21 protein-coding genes and 1 pseudogene are annotated in these 18,961 nt (G+C 56.5%); 3 read left to right on the forward strand and 19 right to left on the reverse strand.

The window, feature by feature from the left end:
• The 9 genes and pseudogenes from ACMGEE_RS16565 to fkpA all read right to left on the reverse strand — a co-directional run.
• Positions 1-81 (reverse strand): annotated as a pseudogene (locus ACMGEE_RS16565) (GTP-binding protein); the annotation flags it as partial.
• Between the two features lie 70 nt (positions 82-151).
• Positions 152-2,266 carry an elongation factor G gene (gene fusA / locus ACMGEE_RS16570; protein ID WP_253457736.1) on the reverse strand — a complete coding sequence of 705 codons (2,115 nt, stop codon included), beginning with the start codon at positions 2,264-2,266 and terminating at the stop codon, positions 152-154.
• Between the two features lie 87 nt (positions 2,267-2,353).
• On the reverse strand, positions 2,354-2,824 hold the full coding sequence (rpsG, locus tag ACMGEE_RS16575; RefSeq protein ID WP_125289829.1) for a 30S ribosomal protein S7: 471 nt from the start codon (positions 2,822-2,824) through the stop codon (positions 2,354-2,356).
• A 96-nt stretch (positions 2,825-2,920) separates the two neighbouring features.
• A complete protein-coding gene (gene rpsL / locus ACMGEE_RS16580; protein WP_075182598.1) occupies positions 2,921-3,295 on the reverse strand; it encodes a 30S ribosomal protein S12 in 375 nt (124 codons plus the stop codon).
• Positions 3,296-3,419: 124 nt separating this feature from the next.
• Positions 3,420-3,707, reverse strand: coding sequence for a sulfurtransferase complex subunit TusB (tusB, locus tag ACMGEE_RS16585; protein ID WP_253457734.1), 288 nt, complete (start codon positions 3,705-3,707; stop codon positions 3,420-3,422).
• Between the two features lie 7 nt (positions 3,708-3,714).
• Entirely contained in the window at positions 3,715-4,074 is a 360-nt protein-coding gene (gene tusC / locus ACMGEE_RS16590; protein WP_253457732.1) for a sulfurtransferase complex subunit TusC, read from the reverse strand.
• Positions 4,074-4,460: a sulfurtransferase complex subunit TusD gene (gene tusD, locus ACMGEE_RS16595; RefSeq protein WP_253457730.1), complete on the reverse strand. Its 387-nt coding sequence runs from the start codon at positions 4,458-4,460 to the stop codon at positions 4,074-4,076. The genes tusC and tusD overlap by 1 nt, the downstream gene beginning before the upstream one ends.
• Positions 4,460-5,182, reverse strand: coding sequence for a helix-turn-helix transcriptional regulator (locus ACMGEE_RS16600; RefSeq protein WP_253457728.1), 723 nt, complete (start codon positions 5,180-5,182; stop codon positions 4,460-4,462). The genes tusD and ACMGEE_RS16600 overlap by 1 nt, the downstream gene beginning before the upstream one ends.
• Positions 5,183-5,361: 179 nt before the next feature.
• Positions 5,362-6,192: an FKBP-type peptidyl-prolyl cis-trans isomerase gene (gene fkpA / locus ACMGEE_RS16605; RefSeq protein ID WP_253457725.1), complete on the reverse strand. Its 831-nt coding sequence runs from the start codon at positions 6,190-6,192 to the stop codon at positions 5,362-5,364.
• A 275-nt stretch (positions 6,193-6,467) separates the two neighbouring features.
• On the opposite strand from fkpA, the gene ACMGEE_RS16610 reads away from it, so the two are divergent.
• A complete protein-coding gene (locus ACMGEE_RS16610) occupies positions 6,468-6,686 on the forward strand; it encodes a protein SlyX (protein ID WP_125289835.1) in 219 nt (72 codons plus the stop codon).
• A 51-nt stretch (positions 6,687-6,737) separates the two neighbouring features.
• On the opposite strand, the gene slyD is transcribed toward ACMGEE_RS16610, so the two are convergent.
• The 4 genes from slyD to kefG form a co-directional block, all read right to left on the reverse strand.
• Positions 6,738-7,286: a peptidylprolyl isomerase gene (slyD, locus tag ACMGEE_RS16615; protein ID WP_125289836.1), complete on the reverse strand. Its 549-nt coding sequence runs from the start codon at positions 7,284-7,286 to the stop codon at positions 6,738-6,740.
• Positions 7,287-7,412: 126 nt separating this feature from the next.
• On the reverse strand, positions 7,413-7,607 hold the full coding sequence (locus ACMGEE_RS16620) for a YheV family putative zinc ribbon protein (RefSeq protein ID WP_125289837.1): 195 nt from the start codon (positions 7,605-7,607) through the stop codon (positions 7,413-7,415).
• A 67-nt stretch (positions 7,608-7,674) separates the two neighbouring features.
• Positions 7,675-9,480: a glutathione-regulated potassium-efflux system protein KefB gene (gene kefB, locus ACMGEE_RS16625; protein ID WP_253457721.1), complete on the reverse strand. Its 1,806-nt coding sequence runs from the start codon at positions 9,478-9,480 to the stop codon at positions 7,675-7,677.
• Positions 9,481-10,032, reverse strand: a complete 552-nt coding sequence (kefG, locus tag ACMGEE_RS16630; protein WP_125289994.1) for a glutathione-regulated potassium-efflux system ancillary protein KefG — start codon at positions 10,030-10,032, stop codon at positions 9,481-9,483.
• Positions 10,033-10,157: 125 nt separating this feature from the next.
• On the opposite strand from kefG, the gene ACMGEE_RS16635 reads away from it, so the two are divergent.
• Entirely contained in the window at positions 10,158-12,059 is a 1,902-nt protein-coding gene (locus tag ACMGEE_RS16635) for an ABC transporter ATP-binding protein (RefSeq protein WP_301730890.1), read from the forward strand.
• Between the two features lie 37 nt (positions 12,060-12,096).
• On the opposite strand, the gene ACMGEE_RS16640 is transcribed toward ACMGEE_RS16635, so the two are convergent.
• A complete protein-coding gene (locus ACMGEE_RS16640; protein ID WP_370734926.1) occupies positions 12,097-13,584 on the reverse strand; it encodes a nicotinate phosphoribosyltransferase in 1,488 nt (495 codons plus the stop codon).
• Positions 13,574-14,446, reverse strand: a complete 873-nt coding sequence (gene prs, locus ACMGEE_RS16645; RefSeq protein ID WP_436830359.1) for a ribose-phosphate diphosphokinase — start codon at positions 14,444-14,446, stop codon at positions 13,574-13,576. The genes ACMGEE_RS16640 and prs overlap by 11 nt, the downstream gene beginning before the upstream one ends.
• A 210-nt stretch (positions 14,447-14,656) precedes the next feature.
• Here prs and ACMGEE_RS16650 point away from each other — a divergent pair, with 210 nt between their 5' ends.
• Positions 14,657-15,382 carry an NUDIX hydrolase gene (locus ACMGEE_RS16650; RefSeq protein WP_253457709.1) on the forward strand — a complete coding sequence of 242 codons (726 nt, stop codon included), beginning with the start codon at positions 14,657-14,659 and terminating at the stop codon, positions 15,380-15,382.
• Between the two features lie 10 nt (positions 15,383-15,392).
• On the opposite strand, the gene tauD is transcribed toward ACMGEE_RS16650, so the two are convergent.
• From tauD to tauA, 4 genes are read right to left on the reverse strand one after another with little or no spacing between them, the layout of a single operon-like run.
• On the reverse strand, positions 15,393-16,250 hold the full coding sequence (gene tauD, locus ACMGEE_RS16655) for a taurine dioxygenase (protein WP_125289843.1): 858 nt from the start codon (positions 16,248-16,250) through the stop codon (positions 15,393-15,395).
• On the reverse strand, positions 16,247-17,074 hold the full coding sequence (gene tauC / locus ACMGEE_RS16660) for a taurine ABC transporter permease TauC (protein ID WP_253457706.1): 828 nt from the start codon (positions 17,072-17,074) through the stop codon (positions 16,247-16,249). Before tauC ends, tauD begins: the two co-directional genes overlap by 4 nt.
• A complete protein-coding gene (tauB, locus tag ACMGEE_RS16665) occupies positions 17,071-17,838 on the reverse strand; it encodes a taurine ABC transporter ATP-binding subunit (RefSeq protein ID WP_253457703.1) in 768 nt (255 codons plus the stop codon). The genes tauC and tauB overlap by 4 nt, the downstream gene beginning before the upstream one ends.
• Positions 17,839-17,847: 9 nt before the next feature.
• The gene (gene tauA, locus ACMGEE_RS16670; RefSeq protein WP_253457700.1) at positions 17,848-18,825 is read right to left on the reverse strand and encodes a taurine ABC transporter substrate-binding protein; all 978 of its coding nucleotides are present in this window, start codon (positions 18,823-18,825) and stop codon (positions 17,848-17,850) included.
• Positions 18,826-18,961 lie beyond the last annotated feature (136 nt).

Consider the following 18,961-nt stretch of genomic DNA (forward strand, 5'->3'; position numbering starts at 1 on the left):
GGTAGTTTTACCGTGGTCAACGTGGCCGATAGTACCAACGTTGACGTGCGGTTTGGAACGTTCAAATTTTTCTTTAGCCACGGCGATATTCCTTACTTTCTGTGCTCTCCCCTGTGGAAAGGAGAGCACGGGATCAATTGGTTAAACCCGATTATTTACCACGGGCTTCAATAACAGCCTGAGCGACGTTGTTTGGCGCGTCATCATACTTCAGGAATTCCATGGAGTAAGATGCACGGCCTTTGGTGATAGAACGCAGCTGTGTAGCATATCCGAACATTTCGGACAGCGGCACTTCAGCGTGGATCACAACGCCAGTCACGTTGGATTCCTGACCGCGCAGCGTACCACGACGACGGCTCAGGTCACCGATAACGTCACCAGTGTTCTCTTCTGGCGTTTCAACTTCAACCTTCATGATAGGCTCAAGCAGCACAGGCTGTGCTTTCTTAAAGCCATCTTTAAAGGCGATTGATGCCGCCAGTTTAAACGCCAGCTCAGAGGAGTCAACGTCATGGTAAGAACCGAAGTGCAGACGCACGCCCAGATCTACTACCGGGTAACCCGCCAGTGGGCCAGCTTTCAGCTGTTCCTGAATGCCTTTATCAACCGCAGGGATGTATTCGCCAGGAATTACACCACCTTTGATGTCGTTGACAAATTCGTAGCCTTTCGGGTTTGAACCCGGCTCCAGTGGGTACATGTCGATAACAACATGACCGTACTGACCGCGACCACCAGACTGCTTGGCGTGTTTACCTTCGACGTCAGTTACTTTAGAGCGAATCGCTTCGCGGTAAGCAACCTGAGGTTTACCGACGTTCGCTTCAACGTTGAATTCACGCTTCATGCGGTCAACGATGATGTCGAGGTGCAGCTCACCCATACCGGCGATGATAGTCTGGTTAGACTCTTCATCAGTCCATACGCGGAATGATGGGTCTTCTTTAGCCAGACGGCCCAGAGCCAGACCCATTTTTTCCTGGTCAGCTTTGGTTTTCGGTTCTACAGCGATAGAGATTACCGGCTCAGGGAATTCCATGCGCTCCAGAATGATAACGTTGTCCGGGTCACACAGGGTGTCACCGGTAGTCACGTCTTTCAGACCGATAGCCGCAGCGATATCGCCTGCGCGAACTTCTTTGATCTCTTCACGCTTGTTAGCGTGCATCTGTACGATACGGCCCAGACGCTCGCGCTGAGATTTAACCGGGTTGTACACGGTGTCGCCAGAGTTAACGATACCAGAGTAAACGCGGAAGAATGTCAGGTTACCAACAAACGGGTCGGTCGCGATTTTAAACGCCAGCGCAGCAAACGGCTCGTTGTCGTCTGAGTGACGAACTGCCGGCGTATCTTTACCGTCGTCCAGAATACCGTTGATCGCTGTAACGTCAGTTGGTGACGGCAGATATTCGATCACGGCATCCAGCATCGCCTGAACACCTTTGTTCTTAAATGCAGAACCACAGGTAACCAGGATGATTTCGTTGTTCAGTACGCGCTTACGCAGAGAAGTTTTGATCTCTTCTTCGGTCAGCTCTTCGCCGCCAAAGAATTTCTCCATCAGCTCATCAGAGCCTTCAGCTGCGGCTTCAATCAGTTTCTGGCGCCATTCTTCAGCCAGTTCCTGCATATCAGCTGGGATCTCTTCGTAATCGAAGGTCACGCCTGCGTCTGCGTCGTTCCAGTTGATCGCTTTCATCTTGATCAGGTCAACAACGCCGGTGAAGTTCTCTTCTGCGCCGATAGCCAGCTGCAGAGGGACCGGAGTTGCGCCCAGACGTGCTTCAATCTGGCCAACTACTTTCAGGAAGTTAGCACCCATGCGGTCCATTTTGTTAACGAACGCAATGCGTGGAACTTTATATTTGTTAGCCTGACGCCATACGGTCTCAGACTGTGGCTGAACACCACCAACTGCACAGTAAACCATTACTGCGCCGTCAAGAACACGCATGGAACGTTCTACTTCGATGGTGAAGTCAACGTGTCCTGGGGTGTCGATGATGTTAACGCGGTGCGGCTCGAACTGCTTAGCCATACCTGACCAGAAAGCGGTAGTCGCTGCGGAGGTAATGGTAATACCACGCTCCTGCTCCTGCGCCATCCAGTCCATTGTGGCTGCGCCATCATGAACTTCACCGATTTTATGGTTTACACCGGTGTAGAACAGAATACGTTCGGTAGTGGTCGTCTTACCGGCGTCGATGTGTGCACTGATACCAATGTTACGGTAGCGTGTAATGGGTGTTGTACGAGCCATTTGATTCCTCTGATTCTAGGACGTTCAAAGTTAAATCCCAGCGGGGTCAACTGAACGCCCGCTGGGTTAATAACAACTACTGAGCTGTTACCAGCGGTAGTGTGCGAACGCCTTGTTGGCTTCGGCCATACGGTGAACGTCTTCACGTTTCTTCACTGCGGTACCTTTGTTTTCCGCAGCATCAGAAAGTTCGTTCGCCAGGCGCAGAGCCATTGATTTATCACCGCGTTTACGAGCAGCTTCAACGATCCAACGCATTGCCAGAGCATTACGACGAACCGGACGGACTTCAACTGGTACCTGATAAGTAGAACCACCAACGCGACGGGATTTAACTTCCACGGTTGGGCGGACGTTGTCCAGGGCTACTTCGAATGCTTCCAGTTCGCCTTTACCAGCACGCTGAGCCAGGGTCTCAAGTGCAGTATAAACGATTGATTCGGCAGTAGATTTTTTACCATCTACCATCAGGATATTTACAAATTTGGCCAGCAGCTCTGATCCGAACTTAGGATCTGGCAGAATTTTACGCTGACCAATGACGCGACGACGTGGCATGGAAATACTCCGTTGTTAATTCAGGATTGTCCAAAACTCTACGAGTTTATTATGACATTTAAGATAAAACGTTTGGCCTTACTTAACGGAGAACCATTAAGCCTTTGGCTTCTTCACGCCGTACTTGGAGCGAGCCTGCTTACGGTCTTTAACACCTGAGCAGTCCAGCGCGCCACGAACGGTGTGGTAACGCACACCTGGCAAGTCTTTAACACGACCGCCACGGATCAGGATCACGGAGTGTTCCTGCAGGTTATGACCTTCACCGCCGATATAGGAGGTGACTTCAAAACCGTTGGTCAAACGCACACGGCAAACTTTACGCAGTGCGGAGTTTGGTTTTTTAGGGGTAGTGGTGTACACACGAGTACATACGCCACGTTTCTGCGGGCAAGCTTCCAGCGCAGGCACGTTGCTCTTTGCAACTTTGCGTGCGCGTGGTTTGCGAACCAGCTGGTTAACTGTTGCCATTAAATAGCTCCTGGAATTTGCTTTTGCTTCGTAAACACGTAATAAATCGCCTCGTCAGATAACGAGGACGCGGAATTTTAGGGCTGAGCAGAAAAGGTGTCAAGAAATAACCAGGATATCGTACTCACCAGGTCATTTGTTGAGTCTGTTTTACCGTCAGCGCGACGAACTCAGTATAGCTTACTGCGGCCGCGCTGGATGAAATTTGAGCAGAAAGCCCGCGAGCGATAACATCGTCCTGCAGCACGTAAAGAGAAATGGGGGCGGCACGCAGCGATTCAAGGGCCTGGCTACCTTCCAGCGCCGCCAGCACGCCGTCCTGAAGCAGCAGCACCTCGTCCCCTTCCGCCAGCAGCCGCAGCATGGCGTTGAAATCGCACTTAAAAGGCGAGTTGATCAGCGTATGCAGCATACTTCCCTCAGAAAGAAATTATTTGATCGTATTTTTCCAGCTCCGCACGCAATGCGTGAGGCGACAGCACCGCTACCGGCAGTGCCTTTAACGCGGCGGCGTCAATGCCTCGCTCGGCCAGCGAAGCTGAACAGGCATAAAAATTTTCCAGATCGTAGAGCGGCAGCACGCCAAAGGTGGCGACGTAGTTGCGCGCCAGCACTTTTTCCGGCTGCTGGTCGCCCAACAGCTGCATCACGCCGTCGCTGATAAAAAACAGCGCCACGTCCTCGCTAAGCGCGGAAACGGCCAGCACCGCATCCAGCCCCTCTCTTCCGGCGCTGGAGCCGTGCGGCGCCTGGCTGAATACAAAGGCGATTCGCTTCATCAAAACTGCACCATTCGTTCACTGCTTAATGCGGCTTCCGCCAGCGCGCCCAGGCCGGCAAGCTGAAAGCCTTCAGCCAGATTGGCGGCGGGCAGGCCCTGGTTTTTCGCTTCCTGCTCGTCCGTGATACCGCGGCGCAGCGCGGCGGCCACACAGATATTGAGCGCAACGTGATGGTCACGATGCAGCTGCTGCCAGGCCTGGGTCAGATTGAACTCGTCGCTGGCGGGCGAGGTCAGCGCGCTGGCGTTAAGTACGCCCTCGCGATAAAAAAAGACGCTTTCCAGCTCGTGACCTTCCGCCAGCAGCGCCTGCGCGAACAGCCAGGCCGAGCTGGCCTGCTGGGTGCCATAGGCCGGGCCGGTAACTAACAGCGTGTAACGCATCAGCGCTCGCTTCCCTGGAAGTCGCCGTTTTTAAACTGGCGGATATAGAGATAAACGGTGTGCTTGGAAATATTCAGTCGATCCGCCACCTGATTTATCGCGTCTTTGATGTCGAAGATGCCTTTCTCATAGAGGTTCAGCACAATCTGGCGGTTCTTGGCATTGTTGGAGATATTACGGTCGTTGCTGACCTCTTCAATCGTAAACTCCAGCGTCTGCATTACCAGATCCTCTACCGAGGAGGCGAAGTTGACGGAAGAGTCCATCTCCGGCGTTTCCGGCGGGATAAAAGTCGCCATAATCTGCGAGAAAGGCACGTCCAGGTTCATATTGATACACAGCAAACCGATAACGCGCTGTTTGCCGTTACGGATAGCGATGGTCACGGATTTCATCAGCACGCCGCTTTTGGCGCGGGTGAAATAGGCTCTGGAAACATTACTTTCCGCATCGGTCATATCATGCAGCATTCGCAACGCCAGATCGGTTATCGGTGAACCGATTTTGCGGCCGGTATGTTCGCCATTAGCGATCCTGACCGCCGAGCATTTCAAATCTTCCAGCGAATGCAGGACGATTTCGCAGTGCGAGCCGATCAGCATCGCCAGCCCGTCGACCACGGCTTCGTAAGATTTAAGAATATCAAAATCGGTTTGTTCGAAGGGATGCTGCTCCAGTAATTCCAGATCGTTCACATCACCGGTAAAAATTGAACCAGACATTAAGACACCACCCTTAAAAGAGCCCGCGGTATGCGGCTCGCGCAGGTTAGTTTCGAAGAGCGTCAGTCTAGCAAATATCGGAAATGCCTGTCCTGACCTTTGTCATGTATTTCTTGTGGACATAGCGCGGGGGAGGAAAAAGCGGGGAAAATGCCGCCACGAGCGTGGCGGCACGGGCATTATTTGGTCTGGGCAGCGGCTGGCGCTTCGGTCGGTGCCTGCGCGCTAGCGTCCGCTTTAGCGGCCGGTTTGATGTCCAGCAGTTCTACATCGAACACCAGCGTAGAGTTAGCCGGGATACCCGGTACGCCGTTTTTACCGTAGGCAAGCTGCGGTGGGATCACCAGCTTGATCTTGCCGCCTTTTTTCACGTGCTTCAGGCCTTCGGTCCAGCCAGGGATCACGCCGTCAAGACGGAAAGAGAGCGGCTCGCCGCGCGTGTAGGAGTTGTCGAACTCGGAGCCGTCGATCAGCGTCCCTTTGTAGTTAACCACTACGGTATCGCTGTCTTTCGGCGCGTCGCCGGTGCCTTCTTTCTCTACCTGATACAGCAGGCCGGATTCGGTTTTCTTCACGCCTTTTTCTTTGGCGAATTTAGTCGCGAAAGCGTTGCCTTTCTCGGTGTTTTCTTTCGCATCTTTTTCCATCTTCGCCTGAGCGGCGGTTTTCACGCGGCCTTCAAACGCCTGCAGGGTCTGCTCGATCTCCTGATCGGAAAGCTTGCTCTTGCCGGCGAAAGCGTCCTGGACGCCGGAGATCAGCTGCTGCTTATCCAGCGTGATGCCCAGTTTCTCCTGCTCTTTCAGCGAGTTTTCCATGTAGCGGCCAAGCGATGCGCCCAGTGCATAGGCAGACTGCTGGTCTTCGTTTGTAAACGCGGCATTCTTCGGTGCCTGCTGTGCGGCTGGAGCTGATGGCGCCGCGGCGGTTTCGGCTGCTGAGGCCAGCGGTGCGTTCAGCGCAACGCCCAGGGTGGTGGCTAACAGTGTGACTTTAAATAGTGATTTCATCCATTTCTCCAAAACCGAAGCCTCTCACCTCGGAAATCGTTTTACAGACAGAGCCTGTACTCTAACAACCGTGCGCGAGCAAACTGCATACTCTCGCAATGAAAACTAACTACTTCCGACCGCTTGTCTGTCCGAAAGTTTCACTATGAAGATGCAGGCAACCAGGGCTTTTTTCAACGGTAAGGGCGAAATTAAACCGGCTATGCCTGTGCTGGCCCGGTTTTTGTCGTTAGAATCGGAACAATCCAGCCCTGGCGGCAGCAAGAGGAAAGAATATGCAACAATCCGTGTTTGAGCAGCGCTTAGAGCTGTTGGAAAGCCGTTTGGCCTTTCAGGAGCACACTATCGAAGAGCTGAACCAGACGGTGGTTCATCACGAGCTGGAAATGGCCCGCCTGCGCGAACAGATGCGCCTGCTGACCGACAAACTGAAGGCGGCAGCGCCGTCAATGGTCGCCTCGCAGTCGGAAGAGACGCCGCCGCCGCACTATTGATTTCGCGCCAAAAAAAAGGCCACCTTATCGGTGGCCTTTTTTCATTTAAGCTTAGTGGCTGCAGCCGCAGCCGCCGGTGCCACAACCGCCTTTGCCGTGGTCATGATCGTGGTCGTGATCGTGATGATGGTCGTGCTCGCCGTGAACATGGCCATGAGCCAGCTCTTCTTCGGTCGCTTCACGGATCGCCACCACTTCCACGTTGAAGTTCAGGTTCTGGCCAGCCAGCATATGGTTACCGTCAACCACCACGTGGTCATCTTCCACTTCGGTGATTTCAACCGGTACCGGGCCCTGATCGGTTTCCGCCAGGAAACGCATGCCAACCTGCAGTTCATCAACGCCCATAAAGACGTCTTTCGGCACGCGCTGCACCAGGTTGTCGTCGTACTGGCCGTAGGCTTCGTCAGCTGCGATGTGCACTTCAAACTTGTCGCCGGCTTCGTGATTTTCCAGCGCCTTTTCCAGACCAGAAATCAGGGAACCATGACCGTGCAGATAGTCCAGCGGTGCGGTCACCGGAGACTCATCAACCAACACACCGTCTTCCGTACGTACCTGATATGCCAGGCTGACTACCAGGTCTTTTGCTACTTTCATGATTACTCCTAACCGTTGAGAGCTTGAAACATCGGCGGATTTGCCGGCAAGCTCTGAGTTTGCGCTGATTGTAATGAATTTCAACGCCGCTGTAAGATACAGCTTAAAAAAAGCTGAGCCATAACGCTACTCAGGATGAAAAATTCCGATCACTTGCTCATTAGTGCGAACTTCGTCACGAACATGCTTGTCTGCTTCGCGCATCTGATGACCGCACTTAACGCATTCAACCACATCGACATTATTTTCAACCCACAGAGCAAGGGTATCTTTAGCCTGGCACTTTGGACAAGTCGCCCCGGCAATAAATCTTTTACGCATAGGTTTTCCGATTAAATAAAAGGCAACGCAAAGCGATGCCGACTCAGTAAGAGGCTTTCGCCCCGCCCTATTCCGATTCGTCCCAGCCGTCAAACTGGCGCTTTTCGTGCCGCATTTCGGCCTGGAAGATATCTTCCAGCTCGCGCCGGGCTTCTTTCACGCGGGAAATCTGCTGGCTGTCGCCGTGGTTCGGCATCAGCTCGCGCAGCATGCGCATATCCAGACGGCGGAAGTGCTGCTGCGCGCGAAAGGCCTGATGCGGATGCATCCCCAGCGACATCAGCGTTTTACGGCCAAGCTCCAGCGCGCTGGAGAAGGTTTCACGCGAGAACTGGGTGACGCCGGCCTGCAACAGTTCGTGCGCCTCCACGCGGCCGCGCGCCCGCGCCAGGATTTGCAGATGCGGGAAATGATGCTGGCAGAGCCGCACGATTTCCATCGCGTCTTCCGGGCCGTTGCAGGTAATGACGATAGACTGCGCCGTTTCTGCGCCTGCGGCGCGTAACAGCTCCAGCTCGGTGGCATCGCCATAGTATACTTTATAGCCATAGGTTCGCATCAGGCTGACCGCGCTGATATCGCGCTCCAGCACCGTGATCCGCTTTTCGTTGGCCATCAGCAAACGCGCCACCACCTGACCAAAACGTCCGAAGCCGACCACGATAACCTGCGGCTTGTCGTCTTCGACAAAGTGCTTCTCTTCGCTGTCGTCGCCGTCGTTAAACCGCTTCGCCAGGATTTTATCCACGCTCTGCATCAGCAGCGGCGTGGTCATCATCGATAGCGTTACCGTCACCAGCAGCAGCGGCATCTGGTCGCCGCTGAACAGTTTTGCCGACGAGGCGGCGGAAAAAAGCACGAACGCGAACTCGCCGCCCTGGCTCAACACCGCCGAAAACTGTAGCCGCTCAGAACTGCGCAGGCCAAAGATACGCGACAGCAGATAAAGCACGCCCGCTTTGATCGCGACCAGCAGCACCACGCCCACTAAAATCTCGACGATATGGGTATAAAGCACGCCCAGATTCAGCGCCATGCCTACCGAGATAAAGAACAGCCCCAGCAGCAAGCCTTTAAAAGGATCGATAGCGACTTCCAGCTCGTGTCGGTATTCGCTTTCCGCCAGCAGAATGCCGGCGATAAAGGTCCCCAGCGCCATCGACAGCCCCAGCGCGTCCATAAACAGCGCCGATCCCAGCACCAGCAGCAGGGCAGCGGCGGTAAAAACTTCCCGCACGCCGGAAGCGGCGATAAAGCGGAAAATAGGCCGCAGCAGAAAACGGCCGCCGACCAGCATCCCGGCAAACGCCAGCACCTTCATGCCCACTTTCATCCAGTCGGTGTGGCCGCTGTCGCCGCCCGCCAGCAGCGGCACCAGCGCCAGCGCCGGGATCACCGCCAGATCCTGGAACAGCAGCACCGAAAAACCCAGCTGGCCGGATTCATTGCGCTTCATGCCCTTGTCGCTCATCAGCTGCAGCGCCATCGCCGTAGAGGACATCGCCAGGCCAAGACCGCCGATCGCCGCCGCCTGCCAGGAGAAGTCGGTCAGCCAGAGCAGGCCGCCCAGTATCGCCGCGCTGAAAATAACCTGCGCCGCGCCAACGCCGAAAATCGAGCGCCGCAGCTCCCAGAGTTTGGAAGGATTCAGCTCCAGACCGATGATAAACATCAGGAAGACCACGCCCAGCTCGGAGAAATGCAGAATTTCCTCTACGTCGCTGATAAAGCCCAGTCCCCACGGCCCGATAGCGATACCGGCCAGCAGATAGCCCAGCACCGCGCCAATGCCGAGCCGGGCCGCGATCGGAACGGCAATAACCGCCGCAAAAAGATAGACCACGCCAGCCGTGAGCAGGGTTTGTCCTTCCATTCAGGTGCCTCCATAGGGCAAAGGTGACGACAGCCAGTCGCCGTAGGCGCGCGCATAATTTTTCATGACTTCCGGGGTCTGCCGTCGCGCCCAGTAGATAATCATCGGCGTCAGCCAGTGCATACGGCACATTTGCGCCGTCAGCTCGAACGGCCGCATGATGGCCGACAGCGGATAACGGTTAAGCCCTTCCTGGTGGTAGGCCGTTTCCGGTTCGCCGGTGGTCACCACGCTGCGCCAGTATTTTCCTTCCAGCACGTTGCCGCCAGGGCCGCTGGCGAAGCCGCGCGACAGCACGCGATCCAGCCACTCCTTCAGCAGCGCGGGGCAGCTGTAGGTATAAAGCGGATGTTGAAAAACAATGATGTCATGCTCGCGCAGCAGCTGCTGTTCGTAGTGGATATCAATAAAAAAGTCTGGATAGTGCGCGTACAGGTCGTGAACGGTCACGTTAGGTAACGCTTTAGCCGGCTCCAGCAAAACCCGATTGGCAATCGAGTCCTGGGATTCCGGATGCGCGTAAAGCAGCAAAACTTTGGGCGGCTGCGACATCAATCCCCTCCAAATCGTCGTCACGGCGGGGAAATTCCGCTACCATGCTCGACACCGCGGAATCGTGCATTCCGCAAAGCATTTATGATGTTTCAATTTAACATATTCTGGTTATTACGGCGCTTATGATTCTCTTCTCATCGTTACAAATCCGACGCGGCGTGCGCGTCCTGCTGGATAACGCCTCCGCCACCATCAATCCCGGTCAGAAAGTGGGGCTGGTAGGCAAAAACGGCTGCGGTAAATCCACGCTGCTGTCGCTGCTTAAGAACGAGATAAGCGCCGATGCGGGCAGCTTTACCTATCCGGGCAACTGGTCGCTGGCCTGGGTTAACCAGGAGACGCCCGCGCTGAATACGCCCGCTATCGAATATGTCATTGATGGCGATCGCGAGTACCGCCAGCTGCAGGCGGAGCTGGCGAAGGCCAACGAGAACGACGACGGGCACGCTATCGCCACGCTGCACGGCAAGCTGGACGCCGTCCAGGCATGGACAATACAGTCGCGCGCCGCCAGCCTGCTTAACGGTTTGGGCTTTTCTCAGGAACAGCTTCAGCGCCCCGTCAGCGACTTCTCCGGCGGCTGGCGGATGCGCCTGAACCTGGCGCAGGCGCTGATTTGCCGCTCCGACCTGCTGCTGCTTGACGAACCAACCAACCACCTCGATCTGGACGCGGTGATCTGGCTGGAGCGCTGGCTGAAAAGCTATCAGGGTACGCTGATCCTGATTTCCCACGACCGCGACTTTCTCGATCCCGTGGTGGATAAAATCCTGCATATCGAACAGCAGTCGATCTTTGAATACACCGGCAACTACAGCTCGTTTGAGATCCAGCGCGCCACCAAACTGGCGCAGCAGCAGTCGATGTTTGAAAACCAGCAGCAGAAGGTGGCGCATCTGCAAAGCTTTATCGACCGCTTTAAGGCCAAGGCCAGCAAGGCGAAGCAGGCGCAAAGCCGCATCAAAATGCTGGAGCGCATGGAGCTTATCGCGCCCGCCCACGTCGATAATCCTTTTACTTTCAGCTTCCGCGCGCCGGAAAGCCTGCCTAATCCGCTGTTGAAGATGGAAAAAGTCAGCGCGGGCTATGCCGATCGCATCATTCTGGATTCTATCAAGCTGAACCTGGTTCCCGGCTCGCGCATCGGTCTGCTGGGCCGCAACGGCGCGGGCAAATCCACGCTGATTAAGCTGCTGGCCGGCGAGCTGGCCCCGCTGCAAGGCGATATCGGCCTGGCGAAAGGCATCAAGCTCGGCTACTTCGCCCAGCATCAGCTGGAATTCTTACGGGCGGATGAATCACCGTTGCAGCATCTGGTGCGGCTGGCGCCAAAAGTGCTGGAACAGCAGCTGCGCGACTACCTGGGCGGCTTTGGTTTTCAGGGCGATAAGGTCACCGAGCAGACCGAACGCTTCTCCGGCGGCGAAAAAGCGCGGCTGGTGCTGGCGCTGATTGTCTGGCAGCGCCCTAACCTGCTGCTGCTGGATGAACCGACCAACCACCTCGATCTGGATATGCGCCAGGCGCTGACCGAAGCGCTGATCGATTTTGAAGGGGCGCTGGTGGTGGTTTCGCACGACCGCCATCTGCTGCGCTCCACTACTGACGATCTCTACCTGGTCCACGACGGTAAAGTAGAAGCCTTTGACGGCGATCTGGAAGACTACCAGCAGTGGCTGAGCGATCTGCAAAAGCAGACCAGCGCCGCCGCTGAACCTAAACAGGAGAGCGGCAACAGCGCGCAGGCCAGAAAGGATCAGAAGCGCCGCGAGGCGGAACTGCGCACGCAAACGCAGCCGCTGCGCAAGCAGATCGAAAAGCTGGAAAAGCAGATGGAAAAACTCAACGCCACGCTGGCCGATGCGGAAACAAAGCTGGCGGATACCGCGCTGTACGATCAGAGCCGCAAGGCCGATCTTACGGCGGCGCTGCAGCAGCAGGCTGAAGCGAAATCCGCGCTGGAAGCGTGCGAGATGGACTGGCTGGATGCGCAGGAGCAGCTCGAAACGATGCTGGCTTCATAAACAGAGCCGGGAGAAAGGTTTCTTTCTCCCGACCTGATTACCGCTCCGCCAGGCGTCGACGCAGCGTGGACAGATCCTCAGCGTTAAGCAGTTTGCCGTTTAAAAAACGGGTTTTCAGTTCGCCGCCCTGCTCCTGCTCCCGGCTCTGCCGATCCAACAGGTAGTAGTCGCCTGCGCTATCCCGCTCTACCCGTAGCAGCCCTCTGGCGGATTTTTTCAGGCCGCCGTCGGTTTTCGGCTGCTTGAAAATCTCACGCTCAACGCCCCGCACCTCGCCCCATGTCGCCTTCATCGCAAAGCCGAACGTATCGCGCGTACTGTATTGATAAGTATAAGATCCGACGCCGAAGACCACGTTGCTGCTGGCGAAACCTTTAGCCTCCAGACGGGCAAGGATCTGGTTAGCCCGCTCCAGCGTAATCGAGTCGCCATAGATCAGCCCAACGTGCTCATCCAACACCCGGTAGCCTTTCGCATTAACGGTGCCGCCAAAAATATCCCACAGCACCTCTACCGAGCCTTTTTGCTGTGGCGTCCGCGCCGGATCGCTGTCGCTATCGTCGCTGGTTCCGCAAAGGATCTCCACCGGGTCGCCGCTGTCCGGGCGAAAAACCAGACGCCCCTGCCGCGCCATGATGTCTGCTTTCAGCTCGCGGCTGTATTCCGTAAGCACCTTCCAGTAATCCCAGGTATCCGAGACGATGGAAACGAAGCCGTGGGGATAGAGCTCGGTGATCAGACGACGAAAGGTGGCGATCTCTCCCTGCTCTTCGCCCATGCACATAACGCTGTGCTCCGTCGCCGGAATGCTGCCCGCAATAAAATAGTCTTTGGGCGGCGTGTAGTACTGACGAAGATAAAGAATCGAAGGAATGCTGTCGGTGCCGGTAAAGCTCAGCAGATGGCCGGCGCCCGCCTGGGCGGCATCATGCAGCCCGGACATGCCCCGCAGCGAAAAATCATGGCACTGAAAATCCAGATGGCTCTGGTCATCACAGGTCAGGGCCGCCCAACGCTCGCAGACCAGCCGGTAATGGTAAGCGATAGTGGCGTTAGTAGAGGCTTTCCATAATTCTGCTGACATCACGCTTTCCAGGTAATTAACCAGCCAGAAAAAATCATCAACGGTGTTGGTAATGGTCAGAACCGGCACCTGCATCGGCACCTTGCTGCCTTCATCCAGGCTTTTGATTTCCAGCGGCAGATAGCCCAGGCGATGCAGCGCCCGGATGTGTTCCACATCAATACGCGCTTTGCCAAGATAGCTGTCCATCAGCTGTTGGTATTCCGTGACGACTTCCTCTTCGGGTCGGGCAAAAAACGCCTCGTTAAACAGATCGACCATAAACCACTGCAGAAAGCCCTGTAGCCCAAAGAATACCAGCCGGTTATCCGACAGCGGCGAGGTAAAAAAGCGGTTACCGCGCGGCGTAAAATTTGAGTAAATGCGGCTGGTTCCCTGCGGGTACTGTTCGCGATGGGAGGTTTTATAGCCGTCGATAGCCAGAATGGGATTAATGCGCATGGGCCGCTCTTTCGTTGTTATAAATAGTTTCAATATCAATCAGTTCAACCCGCTCCCCGGCTATCGCCGGATCGGCTACTGAAGTCGTCGTCCAGATATGGTCGATGCCCTGCTGCAACAGCGCGGCGACGCCCCGGCTAAACAAGCCGTGGGTAACGTACAGGCTGACCGAACGCGCGCCCGCCGCACGCAGCACCGCGGCCGAGCCGATAAAGGTGCCGCCCGCATCGCACAAATCATCGGCTATCAGCACATCTTTGCCGGCTACGTCGCCCTGCAGCAGTGAAAAACCACTCAGCGCACCGCTGCCCAGGTCGCGGTGTTTCCCCAGGATGCCGTACTCGCGGGCCGCCACCTGCTGCGCAACAGCGTGGATTTTTTTTAGCGCGCCCGCGTCCGGCGCCATCAGCATCATGCCGCTTTGCAGTTTTTCTATCAGGTTCGCGCTGTGTCGCAGGCAAAGGTGCTGCGGAATAGCCACCATGTTATTGACCACGGCACCCGCCACGTCGCTATGGGGATCCAGCACCCGTATCCGGTCAAAGCCCAGCTGATTCAAAAAACCGGCAAAGATCTTCAGGGCGAAACTGTCGCCTTCCTGCATACTGCGGTCCTGACGGGCATAGGGAAGCCAGGGCAGCTCCAGCGTTGTCCAGTGCAAATCGTATTGGCTGCGGGCGGCGTCCATAACCTGCGCCAGCAGCATCAAATCGTCCATATTGCGCATGGCCGTGGCGCGGATTTTCAATTTTTCCGCCCGGGGAAGCCGTGGCGGCAGCAGCCTTACGCGGACTGCGCCATCGGGAAAGCGGCCTGTTTCCAGCGCGACTTTGTTTCCATCAAGAAAGAGTTCCAGCAGCATTGTTTTCCTCCGGGGCTAATAATGTCCTTGTGACATTTATATAATTGTCCCTGTGACATTATTTAGCAAGCGGAATTTACCATCCTGTAGAAAAAATCAATTAACAAGCTGATTAATAATGATTAAAAAAAGGAAAAGGCGGTCGTACATTGCAGGATATCCGTCCGCAATGCTAATGTGTCTGAGCGACAATTATTTACGGAAAAGCTTATGCTTTCAGAATCAGAGTATCTGGCCAGCTACGACGCCTCGCGCTACCCCTCTCCCATTGTGACCGTCGACAGCGTACTTTTTACGCTGCACGAGCAACAGCTCTGCGTACTGCTGGTACAGCGGGCCAATCATCCGCAAAAAGGCTGGTGGGGATTGCCGGGAGGGTTTATCGATATGCAGCATGATGCTTCAACGCGCGCCACCGCGTTAAGGAAGCTGCAGGAGAAAACCGGTGTGGTTCCGCCGTGGCTGGAACAGCTCGAAACTTTTTCCGGCCCCGATCGCGACCCGCGCGGCTGGAGCCTGACCACCGCCTGGTATGCGCTGATTGCGCAGGAGAGCTGTCGATCGTACAGCGGCGATGTCAGCGACGCCGCGTGGCTGCCGGTCAACACCGTGATGCAGCGCAAGGATATCGCCTTCGATCACCAGACTATTATTACCAGCGCCTTAAAAAGGCTGCGGCAAAAAACGCTGTATACGCTGCTGCCGGTGTTTTGCCTGCCGGAACGCTTTACGCTGACTCAGCTACAGGAAGCCACCGAAGCCATCCTTGGCCGCCCGGTGCAGCGGAAAAGCCTGATCCGCCGCTTTGATTCCTCAGAGATGTTTGAGGAAACGGGCGAGAGCGTAGCTACCGGCGCGCGCAAAGCCAAACTGTACCGCCGCAGGAAAGAGGCCGACGTGCACAACTTTACGCGTAATCTTATGCCTGCCGATTAGGCCGTGGCGTTTATGCCCGGCCAGGCTGATAGAAAGGCTTGTCGCCCAGAATAGTGGCGCGATGCATAATCCGCCGTGCAGGCAGGTAGTCTGCATTGGCGTAGTGCTGGGTCACGCGGTTATCCCAAATCGCCACATCGTCCTGCTGCCATCGCCAGCGCACCTGGAACTCCGGTTTGGTGATATGCGCAAACAGGAAATTCAGCAGCGCGTCGCTCTCTTTCGGGCTGAGATCGACAATGCGCGTGGTGAATCCCTCATTAACAAACAGCGCCGACTTGCCGCTAACCGGATGCGTGCGCACGACCGGATGCAGCAGCGGCGGATTCTTCGCCACGGCCTGCCGCCAGCGCGCATGCTCCTCCTCGCTGCCGCGATACTTAAATTCCTGAAACGATTTGGTGAAGTCGTGCTCCGCCCGCAGGCCGGCAAGCAGGGCCTTAAAAGGCTCTGAAAGCGCGTTGTAAGCAGCAATGCCGCTGGCCCAGAGCGTATCGCCGCCCGTTTCCGGCAGCTGCTTTGCCGCCAGGATCGCCCCGGCCGGCGGCGTCTCGATAAAGGTCACGTCGGTGTGCCAGTTATCGTTGTCCGGCGGGTTATCATCATGCGTATCCAGCACGATAATCTCTTCCACATCCGGCGCGTGCGGATAGACGGGATGGATGTGCAGATCGCCAAAACGGGCCGCCAGCGCTCGCTGTTGGGCAGGCGTAACGGGCTGATTGCGGAAGAACAGCACCTGATGACGGATCAGCGCATGGTAAAGCTGCTCAAACTGCGCGTCGCTCAGCGGGCGGCTGAGATCCACGTCAGCGACCAGCGCGCCGATATAGGGGCCAAGCGCGGTAACAGACAGACGTTCGTTCATGATGTGACTCCATGCCAGGGGGTTAAACGGCGCTGTAAGGCTCGCAGCCCCAGCTCAAGCGAAAAAGCAATCAGCGCGATAACGGCGATGCCTGCCAGTACCACATCGGTTGCCAGAAATTCACCGGCAGACTGCACCATAAAGCCCAGCCCGCGCGTGGCGGCGATAAGTTCGGCGGCCACCAGCGTTGACCAGCCGACGCCAAGACCGATCCGCAGCCCGGTTAAAATTTCCGGCAGCGCGCCGGGCAGCACCACGAACCACAGCGTTTGCCAGCGGCTGGCGCCCAGCGACTGCGCGGCGCGCAGACGAACCTGCTGCGCGCTTTTGACGCCCGCCAGCGTGGACATCACCACGGGCGCGAAGATGGCCAGATAGATCAGCAGGATTTTGGACGTTTCGCCGATACCGAACCAGATCACCATCAGCGGCAGATAGGCCAGCGGCGGCACCGGTCGATACAGCTCAATCAGCGGGTCAAGGATGCCGCGCGCGGTGGCGTTCAGCCCCATCAGGATACCAACCGGCACGCCGATCAGCGTGGCCGCCAGCAGCGCTATCGCTATCCTTGTCAGGCTGGCGGCAAGATGCTGCCAGAGCGTCGCATCCATAAAACCCTGCGGGCCGGCAACCACCAGCAGCTGATGGAAAACCTGCTGCGGCGCGGGCAGAAAGAGCGGCGCGATCAGGCCAAAAGCGGTTACTGCCCACCAGATGCCCAGCAGCACCAGCAGGGTCGCCACGCTCAGGGTAAGCTGACGGCCAAACGGCCAGCGCAGCCTCAATCGGCGCACCGCGACTTTCTCCGTGGATAACAGGCTCATGAAAACACCTCGCGCTGTTGGAACACCCGGCTTAATACATATTCCCGCGTGGCGATAAAAGCGGGATCGGATTTAATGCTGCGGCAGGCTTCGCCGGCGGCATAGCGGCGGCCAAACGCCAGCGGCAGACGCTCGATAATTTTGCCGGGGCCGGGCGACAGCAGGATCAGCTCGCTGGCCAGAAAAACCGCCTCCTCGATATCGTGCGTAATCAGCAGCACCTGCTTGCCGCTGTCCCGCCACAGGTTCAGCAGCAGCTCCTGCATTTGCTCGCGGGTAAAGGCATCCAGCGCGCCGAAGGGCTCATCCAGCAACAGCAGCTGCGGATCGGCGGCTAAGGCTCTGGCAATACCTACGCGCTGGCGCATCCCGCCGGAAAGCTGCCAGATAAATTTCTTTTCCGCGCCGCCCAGCCCGACGCTTTTCAGCATCTGACGGGCCGTTTGATGGCGCGTCGCTTTATCCATCCCGGCCAGCTGCAGGCCAAAGGCGACGTTATCCAGCACGTTGCGCCACGGCAGCAGCCCTTCATGCTGAAACACCACGCCGCGCTCGGCTCCCGGCCCGGTTACGCGCTGGCCGTCCAGCGTAATGCTGCCCGACTCCGGCGTCAGAAAACCGGCAATCAGATTCAGCAGCGTGGTTTTGCCACAGCCTGAAGGCCCCAGCACCACCACCAGCTCTTCCCCGGCAATCGTCAGGTTAATATCTTCAAGCGCGAGGTGGCCGTCGTAACGGGCCGTCAGATGCGAGACTGAAAGCATGGCGGCTCCTTACTGGGTAAGATTTTTAACAAAGCGGTTGGTGACAAAGCCACTGTAATCGCTGGCAACCTGCGGCACTTTGCCCTGCTCTTTTAAAAACTGTGCGGTATCGCCGATAGCCTTATCGACCGGCTGGCCCAGCTGTTCAACCTGCTGCTGCGCCGTCAGGTAAGTGTTGCCTTTTACCAGCCCCGGCACCTGCTGTGTCGGCACGCCGCTCAGACGCGACAGCTTGTTGAGGTGATTGTCATCTTTCAGCCACTGCTCAGGGCTGTCCAGGTAGGCTTTTTGCGCCTCCAGCGCGCTACGGGCGAAAGCGGTGACCACTTCAGGATGCTGCTGCGCGAAATCTTTACGCACAACCCAGACGTCCAGCGTTGGCGCGCCCCACTTGCCGACCTGCGCGGAGTCGGTCAGTACCTTTCCTTCCTTCTCCAGCTCGTTCACCGCCGGCGCCCAGACGTAGGCGCCGTCAATGTCGCCACGTTGCCAGGCAGCGATAATCGCGGGCGGCTGAAGATTGACGATTTGCACCTGGCCCGGCTTGATGCCCCAGTGCTTAAGCGCGGCCAGCAGGCTGTAGTGAGTGGTGGAGATAAAAGGCACGGCGATACGTTTGCCGATCAAATCTTTGGGATCCTTGATGCTTTTCTTCACCACCAGCGCTTCGGAACTGCCGAGCTGCGACGCCAGCAGAAACACCTCAATCGGCACCTGCTGGCTGGCCGCTACGGCAAGCGGGCTGGAGCCGATATTGCCGATTTGCACATCGCCCGAAGCCAGCGCTCTGACCACGCTGGAGCCGCTGTCAAACTTGCGCCAGTCCACTTTTGCGCCGCTGGCTTTGGCAAAAGCGTCATCGGCCTGGGCCACTTTGGCCGGTTCTGCCGAGGTCTGATACGCCACGGTAACGTCCAAAGCCTGTGCGCTCAGCGCCGAAAAAGAAAGGCTGAAGGCCAGCAGTGAAAGAGTAAATTTATGCGCCATGCTTTGCTCCGGTCGTTATTGTTATAAAAGTGAACAACGCCTTTGTAACCGAGAGCGCTTGCCGCGATAAAGTAATAAAAAATTATCGGTTATAACGATAAGTCCTTAGAAGAAAAACAGGATTTTAATGCCGGAG

The organism is Erwinia artemisiae (genome assembly GCF_051400835.1).
Classification (GTDB): Bacteria; Pseudomonadota; Gammaproteobacteria; order Enterobacterales; family Enterobacteriaceae; genus Erwinia; species Erwinia aeris.

Coding starts and splice junctions, on each gene's coding strand:
- tauA (WP_253457700.1), bottom strand. CDS start 18,825: ATGGCGCATAAATTTACTCTTTCACTGCTGGCCTTCAGCCTTTCTTTT.
- tauC (WP_253457706.1), bottom strand. CDS start 17,074: ATGAGCCTGTTATCCACGGAGAAAGTCGCGGTGCGCCGATTGAGGCTG.
- ACMGEE_RS16640 (WP_370734926.1), bottom strand. CDS start 13,584: ATGCGCATTAATCCCATTCTGGCTATCGACGGCTATAAAACCTCCCAT.
- ACMGEE_RS16600 (WP_253457728.1), bottom strand. CDS start 5,182: ATGTCTGGTTCAATTTTTACCGGTGATGTGAACGATCTGGAATTACTG.
- prs (WP_436830359.1), bottom strand. CDS start 14,446: ATGCTGCTGGAACTCTTTCTTGATGGAAACAAAGTCGCGCTGGAAACA.
- tusD (WP_253457730.1), bottom strand. CDS start 4,460: ATGCGTTACACGCTGTTAGTTACCGGCCCGGCCTATGGCACCCAGCAG.
- ACMGEE_RS16620 (WP_125289837.1), bottom strand. CDS start 7,607: ATGCGTAAAAGATTTATTGCCGGGGCGACTTGTCCAAAGTGCCAGGCT.
- kefG (WP_125289994.1), bottom strand. CDS start 10,032: ATGTCGCAGCCGCCCAAAGTTTTGCTGCTTTACGCGCATCCGGAATCC.
- tauD (WP_125289843.1), bottom strand. CDS start 16,250: ATGAACGAACGTCTGTCTGTTACCGCGCTTGGCCCCTATATCGGCGCG.
- tusB (WP_253457734.1), bottom strand. CDS start 3,707: ATGCTGCATACGCTGATCAACTCGCCTTTTAAGTGCGATTTCAACGCC.
- ACMGEE_RS16635 (WP_301730890.1), top strand. CDS start 10,158: ATGATTCTCTTCTCATCGTTACAAATCCGACGCGGCGTGCGCGTCCTG.
- ACMGEE_RS16610 (WP_125289835.1), top strand. CDS start 6,468: ATGCAACAATCCGTGTTTGAGCAGCGCTTAGAGCTGTTGGAAAGCCGT.
- fkpA (WP_253457725.1), bottom strand. CDS start 6,192: ATGAAATCACTATTTAAAGTCACACTGTTAGCCACCACCCTGGGCGTT.
- tusC (WP_253457732.1), bottom strand. CDS start 4,074: ATGAAGCGAATCGCCTTTGTATTCAGCCAGGCGCCGCACGGCTCCAGC.
- kefB (WP_253457721.1), bottom strand. CDS start 9,480: ATGGAAGGACAAACCCTGCTCACGGCTGGCGTGGTCTATCTTTTTGCG.
- tauB (WP_253457703.1), bottom strand. CDS start 17,838: ATGCTTTCAGTCTCGCATCTGACGGCCCGTTACGACGGCCACCTCGCG.
- slyD (WP_125289836.1), bottom strand. CDS start 7,286: ATGAAAGTAGCAAAAGACCTGGTAGTCAGCCTGGCATATCAGGTACGT.
- fusA (WP_253457736.1), bottom strand. CDS start 2,266: ATGGCTCGTACAACACCCATTACACGCTACCGTAACATTGGTATCAGT.
- rpsL (WP_075182598.1), bottom strand. CDS start 3,295: ATGGCAACAGTTAACCAGCTGGTTCGCAAACCACGCGCACGCAAAGTT.
- ACMGEE_RS16650 (WP_253457709.1), top strand. CDS start 14,657: ATGCTTTCAGAATCAGAGTATCTGGCCAGCTACGACGCCTCGCGCTAC.
- rpsG (WP_125289829.1), bottom strand. CDS start 2,824: ATGCCACGTCGTCGCGTCATTGGTCAGCGTAAAATTCTGCCAGATCCT.